Genomic DNA, 12,287 nt, shown 5'->3' with positions numbered 1-12,287 from the left:
GCCATTCCCTGACCGGCCGACGGCCAAGACCGGACGGTGAGGGGAGTTTCGCCGCAATCTGCGGTTATTGTCATTTGAAGGGTCAGATGCGGCATCCCGGGAATCCGCCGCCATCACCGACCCAATCGAGGGCTTAAAGCCCACAAGGAGACAGGCATGAACCAAGAGGTCATGAACCTTTTCAACCCGCAAGTGCCGGCGCAGCACTTCGACTCCATCCGGATCTCGATCGCGAGCCCGGAAAAGATCCTTTCGTGGTCCTACGGCGAGATCAAGAAGCCGGAGACCATCAACTACCGTACGTTCAAGCCTGAGCGTGACGGTCTGTTCTGCGCGCGTATCTTCGGACCGATCAAGGACTACGAGTGCCTGTGCGGCAAGTACAAGCGCATGAAGTACAAGGGCATCATCTGCGAAAAGTGCGGCGTCGAAGTCACGCTGTCGCGCGTTCGCCGTGAGCGCATGGGCCACATCGAGCTCGCAGCACCGGTTGCCCATATCTGGTTCCTGAAGTCGCTGCCTTCGCGTATCTCGACCCTGCTCGACATGACGCTGAAGGATGTCGAGCGCGTTCTCTATTTCGAGAACTACATCGTGACCGAGCCGGGCCTGACCTCGCTCAAGGAAAACCAGCTGCTCTCGGAAGAAGAGTACATGATGGCCGTCGACGAGTTCGGCGAAGACCAGTTCACCGCCATGATCGGCGCTGAAGCCATCTATGACATGCTTGCCTCGATGAACCTCGAGAAGATCGCTGGCGATCTGCGCTCCGATCTGGCTGAGACCACCTCGGATCTCAAGCAGAAGAAGCTTATGAAGCGCCTGAAGATCGTCGAGAACTTCATGGAATCCGGCAACCGTCCGGAATGGATGATCATGAAGGTCGTTCCGGTCATCCCGCCGGATCTGCGCCCGCTGGTGCCTCTGGACGGTGGTCGTTTCGCGACCTCTGACCTGAACGATCTCTATCGTCGCGTCATCAACCGTAACAACCGTCTGAAGCGCCTGATCGAATTGCGCGCACCGGGCATCATCATCCGCAACGAAAAGCGCATGCTGCAGGAATCTGTGGACGCGCTCTTCGACAACGGCCGTCGTGGCCGCGTCATCACCGGCGCCAACAAGCGTCCGCTGAAGTCGCTGTCCGACATGCTCAAGGGCAAGCAGGGCCGCTTCCGCCAGAACCTTCTCGGCAAGCGCGTCGACTATTCCGGCCGTTCGGTCATCGTGACCGGTCCGGAACTGAAGCTGCACCAGTGCGGCCTGCCGAAGAAGATGGCGCTCGAGCTGTTCAAGCCGTTCATCTATGCCCGCCTCGACGCCAAGGGTTACTCCTCGACCGTCAAGCAGGCCAAGAAGCTGGTTGAAAAGGAAAAGCCCGAAGTCTGGGATATCCTCGACGAGGTCATCCGCGAGCATCCGGTTCTTCTGAACCGCGCACCGACGCTGCACCGCCTGGGCATCCAGGCCTTCGAACCGATCCTGGTCGAAGGCAAGGCGATCCAGCTGCATCCGCTCGTCTGCACGGCCTTCAACGCCGACTTCGACGGCGACCAGATGGCCGTTCACGTGCCGCTGTCGCTTGAAGCCCAGCTTGAAGCCCGCGTGCTGATGATGTCGACGAACAACATCCTGCACCCGGCCAACGGTGCACCGATCATCGTTCCGTCGCAGGACATGGTTCTCGGCCTCTACTATCTGTCGATCCAGAACCAGAACGAGCCGGGCGAAGGCATGGCCTTCTCCGACATGGGCGAACTGCACCATGCGCTGGAGAACAAGGTCGTCACGCTGCATGCCAAGATCCGTGGTCGCTTCAAGACCGTCGACGCCGAGGGCAACCCGGTTTCGAAGATCTATGAAACCACCCCTGGCCGCATGATCATCGGCGAACTTCTGCCGAAGAACGTCAATGTGCCCTTCGACATCTGCAACCAGGAAATGACCAAGAAGAACATCTCCAAGATGATCGACACGGTCTACCGTCACTGCGGCCAGAAGGACACGGTCATCTTCTGTGACCGCATCATGCAGCTTGGCTTCACCCATGCCTGCCGCGCCGGCATTTCGTTCGGCAAGGACGACATGATCATTCCGGAAACCAAGGCGAAGATCGTTGGCGACACCGAAACCCTGGTCAAGGAATACGAGCAGCAGTACAACGACGGCCTGATCACTCAGGGCGAGAAGTACAACAAGGTCGTTGATGCCTGGGGCAAGGCCACCGAAAAGGTTGCCGAAGACATGATGGCCCGCATTAAGGCCGTCGAGTTCGACCCGGAAACCAACCGCCAGAAGCCGATGAACGCCATCTACATGATGTCGCACTCGGGTGCTCGTGGTTCACCGAACCAGATGCGTCAGCTGGGCGGCATGCGTGGCCTCATGGCCAAGCCGTCGGGCGAAATCATCGAGACGCCGATCATCTCGAACTTCAAGGAAGGTCTGACCGTTAACGAGTACTTCAACTCGACCCACGGTGCCCGTAAGGGTCTCGCAGACACCGCTCTGAAGACCGCGAACTCCGGTTACCTGACCCGTCGTCTCGTCGACGTCGCGCAGGATTGCATCGTCAACCTCGTGGATTGCGGCACCGACAAGGGCCTCACCATGACGGCGATCGTCGATGCCGGTCAGGTGGTTGCCTCCATCGGCGCCCGCGTTCTCGGTCGTACAGCACTTGACGACATCGATCATCCGGTCACCGGTGAGCGCATCGTCGATGCCGGCCAGATGATCCTTGAGCCGCATGTCGTCGAAATCGAGAAGGCTGGTATCCAGTCGATCCGCATCCGCTCGGCCCTGACCTGCGAAGTTCAGACCGGCGTCTGCTCGATCTGCTACGGTCGTGACCTTGCTCGCGGTACGCCTGTCAACATGGGCGAGGCCGTCGGCGTCATCGCCGCACAGTCGATCGGTGAACCGGGTACCCAGCTCACCATGCGTACCTTCCACTTGGGTGGTACGGCGACCGTGGTTGACCAGTCGTTCTTGGAAGCCTCGTATGAAGGTACGGTGCAGATCAAGAACCGCAACATGCTGCGCAATTCCGATGGCACGCTGATCGCCATGGGCCGCAGCATGGCCATCACGATCCTCGACGAACGCGGTGTTGAGCGTTCTTCGCAGCGTGTGGCCTACGGTTCGAAGGTCTTCGTCGACGATGGCGACAAGGTGAAGCGCGGCCAGCGTCTGGCCGAGTGGGATCCGTACACCCGTCCGATCATGACCGAAGTCGAGGGTATCGTACACTTCGAGGACGTTGTGGACGGTCTGTCCGTCTCCGAAGCGACCGACGAGTCGACTGGTATCACCAAGCGTCAGGTTATCGACTGGCGTTCGACCCCGCGCGGTTCGGACCTCAAGCCGGCGATCGTGATCAAGGACACGAATGGCAATGTATTGAAGGTTGCTCGTGGCGGCGAAGCCCGCTTCCAGCTTTCCGTCGATGCAATCCTCTCGGTCGAGCCTGGTCAGCGCGTGTCTCAGGGTGACGTTCTCGCACGTTCGCCGCTGGAAAGCGCCAAGACCAAGGACATCACCGGTGGTCTGCCGCGCGTTGCCGAACTGTTCGAAGCTCGTCGTCCGAAGGACCACGCCATCATCGCTGAGATCGATGGTACGGTTCGCCTCGGCCGCGACTACAAGAACAAGCGTCGTGTCATCATCGAGCCGGCGGAAGACGGTGTCGAGCCGGTCGAATACCTGATCCCGAAGGGCAAGCCCTTCCACCTTCAGGAAGGCGACTATATCGAAAAGGGTGACTACATCCTCGACGGTAACCCGGCTCCGCACGACATCCTGGCGATCAAGGGCGTCGAGGCACTTGCCTCGTACCTGGTCAACGAAATCCAGGAAGTCTACCGACTGCAGGGCGTTGTGATCAACGACAAGCACATCGAGGTGATCGTTCGCCAGATGCTGCAGAAGGTCGAGATCACCGATTCGGGCGACAGCCAGTACATCGTGGGCGACAATGTCGACCGCATCGAACTGGACGACATGAACGAGCGTCTGATGGAAGAAGGCAAGAAGCCTGCATACGGCGATCCGGTCCTTCTCGGCATCACCAAGGCCTCGCTGCAGACGCCGTCCTTCATCTCGGCTGCATCCTTCCAGGAAACCACCAAGGTTCTCACGGAAGCTGCGATTGCCGGCAAGATGGACACGCTGCAGGGCCTGAAGGAAAACGTCATCGTCGGTCGCCTGATCCCGGCCGGTACCGGTGGTACCATGACGCAGATCCGCCGCATCGCCACCTCGCGCGACGACCTCATCCTCGAGGAGCGCAAGAAGGGCACCGGTGCGGATATCGCGACACCGATGCTGCAGAACCTTGCAGGCGAAGCAGCACCGGCGGGCGAATAAGCGCACGCTGTGTTGAGAAAATCAGACCGCCCGGAGCAATCCGGGCGGTTTTCCTGTCTTTGGCGGTTGAACTCCTCGTCGTTTCAAAATTTCCTCGCCAGACATGACGTCTGTCATGTGCCCATCCTCAGGGGTTGATCTGGCGCAACAGGGCTGCTTGGAACGCTTCTAAATTGTCTTCGTATTCCACGGAGGTAAGCATGAAGATCCTAGTGAAGACCCTGGTCGCAGCTCTTCTGGCCACGACAGCTTTTGCAGCTGTTCCCGCAGCAGCAGAGTTACGGGGAACCGCGCTTGAAGTGTTCAAGCCGCTGCCATCAACGACACCCGCAGTTGCGGACAATCCGATCACGCCGGACAAGATCGCACTCGGCAAGGCGCTGTTTTTCGATCCGCGCATGTCGGCGTCAGGCGTATTTTCCTGCAATTCCTGCCACAATCTGGCGACGGGCGGTGACGATAACCTCGAGACTTCGATCGGCCATGGCTGGCAGAAAGGCCCGCGCAACGCGCCGACGGTCTTGAACGCCGTTTTCAACGTCGCGCAGTTCTGGGATGGTCGCGCCGAGGATTTGAAGGCGCAGGCCAAGGGGCCGGTCCAGGCGGGTGTCGAGATGGCGAACACGCCGGACCAGGTCGTGACGACATTGAAATCCATGCCGGACTACATTGCCTGGTTCACGGCGGCATTCCCCGGCGAGGAGGATCCCGTTACCTTCGACAACTTCGCAAAGGCGATCGAAGCCTATGAGGCAACCCTGATCACGCCGGCACCCTTCGACGCTTGGCTGAACGGTGATGATGCCGCCATGACGGAAGATCAGCAGCAGGGCTTGGCGCTGTTCATCGACAAGGGTTGCGCCTCGTGTCACGCCGGGGTGAATGTCGGCGGTGAAGATTATTATCCTTTCGGCCTGATCGAGAAGCCCGGTGCAGAAGTCCTGCCGGAAGGGGACAAGGGGCGTTTCGCCGTGACCAATACGGCGGATGATTCTTATGTCTTCCGCGCAGCGCCGCTGAGAAACATCGCGCTGACCGCGCCCTATTTCCATTCCGGCAAGGTCTGGAGCCTGGAAGAGGCCGTGTCCGTCATGGGAACATCGCAGCTCGGCGAGGCGCTGGAACCGGGGGATGTCGGCAAGATTGTCGGCTTCCTCAAAGCGCTCACCGGTCGGATGCCGGAAGTCACCTATCCGGTTCTGCCGGCGGAGACGAAGGAAACACCGCGACCGAGTGGTGCGATCGTTCAGTAGTTTTTGCGACCCGCAAGCGGGGCAGGGCAGGCCGGAGATATTTTCGGCCTGCCGTTTCGCGTTATGCCCAGCCGATCAGTTGAAGCGGATGATCGCCACTTCGCCTTCGAGCGCGCCCTGATAGGCAGAGGCATGCGGTTCCTCGTCCGGAGCGCCGGTGATCATGCCGATCTGATCGAGATCGGCCTCGAGGAAGCCTTCTTCCGACAGGGCGTTCAGCGTCGCGCGCACGGCCGTGTCGTCGTCGGGGGCTGAGACGAGCACGTGCAGATCAACCGGCTCGCCGCCTTCCGTCTCGTAGGCTTTGGCAATCACGATGAACACCATCGGCTCGTCGCGGGCATTGTCGTTGTCTGGGTCGCTGATCATGGCTCTGGTCTTCTCGTTGGAAGCGATTCCGCTGAATGGTCGATTCGACCAGACGGGCAGGGGTGCTTGATTGTCTTTCTGCTCCTATTTAGAAGGTTTGGGGCGCAAACCAAGACAAATTCCTTGGCCATCGCGACTTTCCGGCCTCAGGGCGGTCCAAAGGCCGCTGCGACAGGGCGGCTCGCCCATTAATTGTCGATCGAGACTTGACGGAAAGAGGGGAAAACAGTAGTACCCCGCGCATCGGGACCCATGTGAGGCCGGGTTTTTCAGGGCGACGCGCCCCGAAGTTCGCCTCAAACAGGGGACCAAACGCACGTTGACGACATGTATGCTGCACTAAGACGCGCGCAATCGCGTCCTTTGTTTCTTGTGGTCCATCCGCCCAAAAGCGGGTAGGGCCACATTTTGTGCATGAAGAGATCTGTGCGACCGCCGCCGGAAACGGCAAACCAGGGCTCAAAAGGCCTTAGAGACTAGTTTTACAAGGGATGGGTATATGCCTACCGTAAACCAGCTGATCCGTAAGCCGCGTCAGGCACAGGTAAAGCGCAATAAGGTTCCTGCCCTGCAGGAAAATCCGCAGAAGCGTGGCGTTTGCACCCGCGTTTACACCACGACCCCGAAGAAGCCGAACTCGGCTCTGCGTAAGGTTGCCAAGATCCGTCTGACCAATGGCTTTGAAGTCATCGGCTACATCCCGGGTGAAGGCCACAACCTGCAGGAACACTCTGTCGTCATGATCCGTGGCGGCCGCGTAAAGGACTTGCCGGGCGTTCGTTACCACATCATCCGCGGCGTTCTCGATACCCAGGGTGTCAAGAACCGTAAGCAGCGCCGTTCGAAGTACGGTGCGAAGCGTCCGAAGTAAGATTCGGTCCTTCCTAATTCTGATTCCGGCGCTGCGCGAGGTTCTCCGCGTGATAAAGCGTCCTAACCGTTGAGAGACAAGTAGTATGTCCCGTCGCCATAGTGCAGAAAAGCGTGAGATCAATCCGGACCCGAAGTTCGGCGATCTCGTCGTCACCAAGTTCATGAACGCCATCATGCTCCACGGCAAGAAGTCCGTGGCCGAAAGCATCGTCTACGGTGCCTTCGATGTCGTTCAGGCCAAGGCCAAGGCCGAGCCGATCGCGATCTTCCATCAGGCGCTCGACAATGTCGCGCCGCATGTTGAAGTTCGTTCGCGTCGCGTTGGTGGTGCAACCTACCAGGTTCCCGTCGATGTTCGTCCTGAGCGCCGCCAGGCTCTGGCCATTCGCTGGCTGATCACCGCTGCTCGCAAGCGCAACGAGACAACCATGGTCGACCGTCTGTCGGGCGAACTGATGGACGCTGCAAACAACCGCGGTAGCGCCGTCAAGAAGCGCGAAGACACCCATAAGATGGCCGATGCAAACCGCGCCTTCTCGCATTACCGCTGGTAATCCACCGATCGAATATTGAAAGGCAGTCCGTTATGGCTCGCGAATATAAAATCGAAGACTACCGCAACTTCGGTATCATGGCGCACATCGACGCCGGCAAGACCACCACGACCGAACGCATCCTTTACTACACCGGTAAGTCGCATAAGATCGGCGAAGTCCATGACGGCGCTGCTACCATGGACTGGATGGAGCAGGAGCAGGAACGCGGCATCACCATCACGTCTGCTGCGACCACGACCTTCTGGAAGGGTCGCGACGGCAAGATGCGCCGCTTCAACATCATCGACACCCCCGGCCACGTTGACTTCACCATTGAAGTCGAGCGTTCGCTGCGCGTGCTCGACGGTGCGGTTGCCCTTCTCGATGCCAACGCAGGCGTTGAGCCGCAGACGGAAACCGTCTGGCGTCAGGCTGAGAAGTACAACGTTCCGCGCATGATCTTCTGCAACAAGATGGACAAGACCGGTGCGGACTTCTACCGCTCGGTCGAGATGATCAAGACCCGTCTTGGCGCCACTGCCGTCGTCATGCAGCTGCCGATCGGCGCTGAAAGCGACTTCAAGGGCGTTGTCGACCTGATCGAGATGAACGCTCTGGTCTGGCGCGATGAGTCCCTCGGCGCTGCCTGGGACGTTGTCGAGATCCCGGAAGACCTGAAGGAAAAGGCTGAAGAATATCGCGAAAAGCTGATCGAGACGGTTGTCGAGATCGACGAAGAAGCGATGGAAGCCTACCTGAACGGCGAGATGCCGGACAACGACAAGATCCGTGCGCTCGTGCGTCGCGGCACCATCGACGTCAAGTTCCACCCGATGTTCTGCGGCACCGCCTTCAAGAACAAGGGCGTTCAGCCGCTGCTCGACGCGGTTGTCGACTACCTGCCGTCGCCGGTTGACATCCCGGCCATCAAGGGCATCGACTTCAAGACCGAAGCCGAAATCGAACGTCATGCAGATGACGCCGAGCCGCTCTCGATGCTGGCGTTCAAGATCATGAACGACCCCTTCGTCGGTTCGCTGACCTTCGCCCGCATCTACTCGGGCAAGCTCGAAAAGGGTTCCTCTGTCATCAACACGGTCAAGGACAAGCGCGAGCGCGTCGGCCGTATGCTGCAGATGCACTCGAACTCCCGTGAAGACATCGAAGAAGCCTTCGCAGGCGACATCGTTGCTCTCGCCGGCCTCAAGGAAACCACCACTGGCGATACGCTCTGCGATCCGCTGAAGCCGGTTATCCTCGAGCGCATGGAATTCCCCGAGCCGGTCATCCAGATCGCGATCGAGCCGAAGTCCAAGGGCGACCAGGAAAAGATGGGCCTCGCGCTCAATCGCCTCGCTGCCGAAGACCCGTCTTTCCGCGTCAAGACCGACCAGGAATCCGGCCAGACCATCATCGCCGGCATGGGCGAGCTTCACCTCGACATTCTCGTCGACCGCATGCGTCGCGAGTTCAAGGTTGAAGCCAACGTCGGTGCTCCGCAGGTTGCTTACCGTGAAACGATCACGCGTCAGCACGAAGAAGACTACACGCACAAGAAGCAGTCCGGCGGTACCGGTCAGTTCGCGCGCGTCAAGATCGTCTTCGAACCGAACCCGGAAGGCGAAGACTTCAAGTTCGAGTCCAAGATCGTCGGCGGTGCTGTTCCCAAGGAATACATCCCGGGCGTTCAGAAGGGCATCGAAAGCGTTCTGTCTTCGGGTCCGCTTGCTGGCTTCCCGATGCTGGGCGTCAAGGCGACCCTCATCGACGGCGCGTTCCACGATGTTGACTCGTCGGTTCTCGCCTTCGAAATCGCATCGCGTGCCTGCTTCCGTGAAGCTGCCAAGAAGGCCGGCGCACAGTTGCTCGAGCCAATGATGAAGGTTGAAGTCGTCACGCCGGAAGACTACGTCGGTGACGTTATCGGTGACCTGAACTCGCGTCGTGGCCAGATCCAGGGCCAGGAACAGCGCGGTATTGCGATCGTGATCAATGCTCACGTCCCGCTTGCCAACATGTTCAAGTACGTCGACAACCTGCGCTCGATGTCTCAGGGCCGTGCACAGTACTCGATGACCTTCGATCACTACGCACCGGTTCCGTCGAACGTAGCCGCTGAAATCCAGGCAAAGTACTCCGGTCAGAAGTGACCGGGGTAACCCGCCAATTGAATTGAATGAAGTTTTCCCCCTTGATGGGGGCCAGAAAATGGAGAGCCGGAAATGGCAAAGAGTAAGTTTGAGCGTACCAAGCCGCATGTGAACATCGGCACGATTGGCCACGTCGACCACGGCAAGACGTCTCTGACGGCAGCGATCACCAAGTATTTCGGTGAATTCAAGGCCTATGACCAGATCGACGCAGCCCCGGAAGAAAAGGCACGCGGCATCACCATCTCGACGGCACACGTCGAGTATGAGACGGCCAACCGTCACTATGCCCACGTTGACTGCCCCGGCCACGCCGACTACGTCAAGAACATGATCACCGGTGCAGCGCAGATGGACGGCGCGATCCTGGTTTGCTCGGCAGCCGACGGCCCGATGCCGCAGACCCGCGAGCACATCCTGCTTGCTCGTCAGGTTGGCGTTCCGGCGATCGTCGTCTTCCTCAACAAGGTCGACCAGGTTGACGACGCCGAACTGCTCGAGCTCGTTGAACTGGAAGTTCGCGAACTTCTGTCGTCCTACGACTTCCCGGGCGACGACATCCCGGTCGTCAAGGGTTCGGCTCTTGCTGCCCTGAACGACAGCAACAAGACGATCGGCGAAGACGCTGTTCGCGAGCTGATGGCCCAGGTTGACGCCTACATTCCGACGCCTGAGCGTCCGATCGACCAGCCGTTCCTGATGCCGATCGAAGACGTGTTCTCGATCTCCGGCCGTGGTACGGTTGTGACGGGTCGCGTTGAGCGCGGTATCGTCAAGGTTGGCGAAGAAGTCGAATTCGTTGGTATCCGCGATACCAAGAAGACGACGGTTACCGGCGTTGAAATGTTCCGCAAGCTGCTCGACCAGGGCCAGGCTGGCGACAACATCGGTGCACTGGTTCGTGGTATCCAGCGTGACGACGTCGAGCGTGGTCAGGTTCTGTGCAAGCCGGGTTCGGTCAAGCCGCACAAGAAGTTCATGGCAGAAGCCTACATCCTGACGAAGGAAGAAGGCGGCCGTCATACGCCGTTCTTCACGAACTACCGTCCGCAGTTCTACTTCCGCACGACGGACGTGACCGGTATCGTGTCGCTTCCGGAAGGCACGGAAATGGTTATGCCTGGCGACAACGTCACCGTTGCCGTTGAGCTGATCGTTCCGATCGCGATGGAAGAAAAGCTGCGCTTCGCGATCCGCGAAGGCGGCCGTACCGTCGGCGCCGGCATCGTCGCTTCGATCGTCGAGTAATCTGAAATCTGTAGACGGCCGCCGGTTTCGACCGGCGGCCGTTTGCGTTTTCTGCATGGGACCTTTGCAGGTTCAATGCAGGGCGGCAGAATCCTCCGTGCTTTGACCGGGAATCGGTTGACGACAGCATGATGACGGTGTATGTCGCCCGCCATGATGAAGGCAGACGGTGATTTGCATCGGCTGCCTTTTGCACTGCGTTGAGTCGGCTCATTGAGAGCCGAGACCTGGCAGGCTCTCGACATGACAAGTGACAGCAGCGTTTCATCGCGATTGCTGTGATTTTTGATAATCCGGGGCCGACCAGCAATTGGTAATTCACTGTCTCTGCGTATGCGGGACGCAAGAAAACTAATAAGGACACGTCGAATGAACGGCCAGAATATCCGCATCCGCCTCAAGGCGTTTGACCACCGGGTTCTCGATGCCTCCACGCGCGAGATTGTTTCGACCGCTAAGCGCACCGGTGCAAGCGTACGCGGCCCGGTACCGCTCCCGACCCGTATTGAAAAGTTTACGGTCAACCGTTCGCCTCACGTCGACAAGAAGAGCCGCGAACAGTTCGAGATGCGCACGCATAAGCGCCTTCTCGACATCGTCGACCCGACCCCGCAGACCGTTGACGCGCTGATGAAGCTCGACCTGGCTGCCGGCGTCGACGTCGAGATCAAGCTCTAAAGAGAATTCCGGCGAGAGCCGAAATAACAAGGAAGGTACGTGGCAAGACCTGCCAACGACTTCTCGAAACGGGAAACCCGAAGGCTCGGAAGCGCCGGAGTGGAATCCTTAAACAAAGAGGAAAGGCCTGGATCACTTTTTCCCGGCCGCGACTCTCAAGAGGAATGAACCAATGCGTTCAGGTGTGATTGCACAGAAAGTGGGAATGACCCGCGTCTATAACGACGCCGGCGAACATATCCCGGTAACAGTTCTGCGTCTGGATAACGTACAGGTCGTCGCCCAGCGCACGGCTGACAAGAACGGCTATGTCGCGCTTCAGCTCGGTGCCGGTACGTCCAAGGTAAAGAACACGTCGAAGGGCCTTCGTGGTCACTTCGCAGCAGCAAGCGTTGAGCCGAAGGCCAAGCTCGTTGAATTCCGCGTTTCCGAAGAAAACCTCATCGATGTCGGCGCACAGCTGACCGCGAGCCATTTTGAAGCCGGCCAGCTGGTCGACGTCACGGGCACGACGATCGGTAAGGGTTTCGCCGGTGCCATGAAGCGCCACAACTTCGGTGGTCTTCGTGCGACGCACGGTGTGTCCGTTTCGCACCGCTCGCATGGTTCGACCGGTTCGAACCAGGATCCGGGCAAGGTCTGGAAGGGCAAGCGCATGGCTGGTCACATGGGCCAGACCCGCGTCACCACCCAGAACCTCGAAGTCGTTTCGACCGATGAAGATCGTGGTCTTATCCTTGTGAAGGGCGCTGTCCCCGGTTCCAAGGGTTCCTGGATCATCGTCCGCGACGCCGTCAAGTCGGCGAAGTAAG

Annotated in this window: 9 protein-coding genes; 8 read left to right on the top strand and 1 reads right to left on the bottom strand. The window is 59.1% G+C overall.

Going from position 1 to position 12,287, the window contains the following annotated elements; translation table 11 throughout:
• Nucleotides 1-156: 156 nt before the first annotated feature.
• Both rpoC and FAA97_RS04660 read left to right on the top strand, forming a co-directional pair.
• Complete coding sequence (rpoC, locus tag FAA97_RS04665; protein WP_136597329.1) at nt 157-4,368, top strand: DNA-directed RNA polymerase subunit beta'; 4,212 nt, start codon at nt 157-159, stop codon at nt 4,366-4,368.
• Nucleotides 4,369-4,568: 200 nt separating this feature from the next.
• Nucleotides 4,569-5,621 carry a cytochrome-c peroxidase gene (locus FAA97_RS04660; protein ID WP_136597328.1) on the top strand — a complete coding sequence of 351 codons (1,053 nt, stop codon included), beginning with the start codon at nt 4,569-4,571 and terminating at the stop codon, nt 5,619-5,621.
• A gap of 75 nt (nt 5,622-5,696) precedes the next feature.
• On the opposite strand, the gene FAA97_RS04655 is transcribed toward FAA97_RS04660, so the two are convergent.
• Entirely contained in the window at nt 5,697-5,990 is a 294-nt protein-coding gene (locus FAA97_RS04655; RefSeq protein WP_136597327.1) for a transcriptional regulator, read from the bottom strand.
• 499 nt (nt 5,991-6,489) lie between these two features.
• On the opposite strand from FAA97_RS04655, the gene rpsL reads away from it, so the two are divergent.
• From rpsL to rplC, 6 genes are all read left to right on the top strand, one after another.
• Nucleotides 6,490-6,861 (top strand): 30S ribosomal protein S12, encoded by a 372-nt coding sequence (gene rpsL, locus FAA97_RS04650; RefSeq protein WP_003507760.1) that lies wholly within the window; start codon nt 6,490-6,492, stop codon nt 6,859-6,861.
• Between the two features lie 85 nt (nt 6,862-6,946).
• Nucleotides 6,947-7,417 carry a 30S ribosomal protein S7 gene (gene rpsG, locus FAA97_RS04645; protein ID WP_136597326.1) on the top strand — a complete coding sequence of 157 codons (471 nt, stop codon included), beginning with the start codon at nt 6,947-6,949 and terminating at the stop codon, nt 7,415-7,417.
• 32 nt (nt 7,418-7,449) lie between these two features.
• Nucleotides 7,450-9,549 carry an elongation factor G gene (fusA, locus tag FAA97_RS04640; RefSeq protein WP_136597325.1) on the top strand — a complete coding sequence of 700 codons (2,100 nt, stop codon included), beginning with the start codon at nt 7,450-7,452 and terminating at the stop codon, nt 9,547-9,549.
• A gap of 72 nt (nt 9,550-9,621) precedes the next feature.
• Nucleotides 9,622-10,797, top strand: a complete 1,176-nt coding sequence (tuf, locus tag FAA97_RS04635; protein WP_136597324.1) for an elongation factor Tu — start codon at nt 9,622-9,624, stop codon at nt 10,795-10,797.
• 369 nt (nt 10,798-11,166) lie between these two features.
• Nucleotides 11,167-11,475: a 30S ribosomal protein S10 gene (gene rpsJ / locus FAA97_RS04630; RefSeq protein ID WP_006728688.1), complete on the top strand. Its 309-nt coding sequence runs from the start codon at nt 11,167-11,169 to the stop codon at nt 11,473-11,475.
• A gap of 172 nt (nt 11,476-11,647) precedes the next feature.
• Nucleotides 11,648-12,286: a 50S ribosomal protein L3 gene (rplC, locus tag FAA97_RS04625; protein WP_102019764.1), complete on the top strand. Its 639-nt coding sequence runs from the start codon at nt 11,648-11,650 to the stop codon at nt 12,284-12,286.
• Nucleotide 12,287: the final 1 nt, after the last annotated feature.

Origin of the sequence: Peteryoungia ipomoeae (assembly GCF_004912165.1) — a bacterium.
Lineage (GTDB): Bacteria > Pseudomonadota > Alphaproteobacteria > Rhizobiales > Rhizobiaceae > Allorhizobium > Allorhizobium ipomoeae.
The sequence above is the reverse complement of the archived record's forward strand: the minus strand, read 5'-3'. Positions and strand labels throughout refer to the sequence as shown.

Bases quoted from the DNA above. Each gene is read 5' to 3' on its own strand.
- rpsG (WP_136597326.1), top strand. From the start codon at position 6,947: ATGTCCCGTCGCCATAGTGCAGAAAAGCGTGAGATCAATCCGGACCCG.
- rpoC (WP_136597329.1), top strand. From the start codon at position 157: ATGAACCAAGAGGTCATGAACCTTTTCAACCCGCAAGTGCCGGCGCAG.
- rplC (WP_102019764.1), top strand. From the start codon at position 11,648: ATGCGTTCAGGTGTGATTGCACAGAAAGTGGGAATGACCCGCGTCTAT.
- tuf (WP_136597324.1), top strand. From the start codon at position 9,622: ATGGCAAAGAGTAAGTTTGAGCGTACCAAGCCGCATGTGAACATCGGC.
- rpsL (WP_003507760.1), top strand. From the start codon at position 6,490: ATGCCTACCGTAAACCAGCTGATCCGTAAGCCGCGTCAGGCACAGGTA.
- fusA (WP_136597325.1), top strand. From the start codon at position 7,450: ATGGCTCGCGAATATAAAATCGAAGACTACCGCAACTTCGGTATCATG.
- rpsJ (WP_006728688.1), top strand. From the start codon at position 11,167: ATGAACGGCCAGAATATCCGCATCCGCCTCAAGGCGTTTGACCACCGG.
- FAA97_RS04660 (WP_136597328.1), top strand. From the start codon at position 4,569: ATGAAGATCCTAGTGAAGACCCTGGTCGCAGCTCTTCTGGCCACGACA.
- FAA97_RS04655 (WP_136597327.1), bottom strand. From the start codon at position 5,990: ATGATCAGCGACCCAGACAACGACAATGCCCGCGACGAGCCGATGGTG.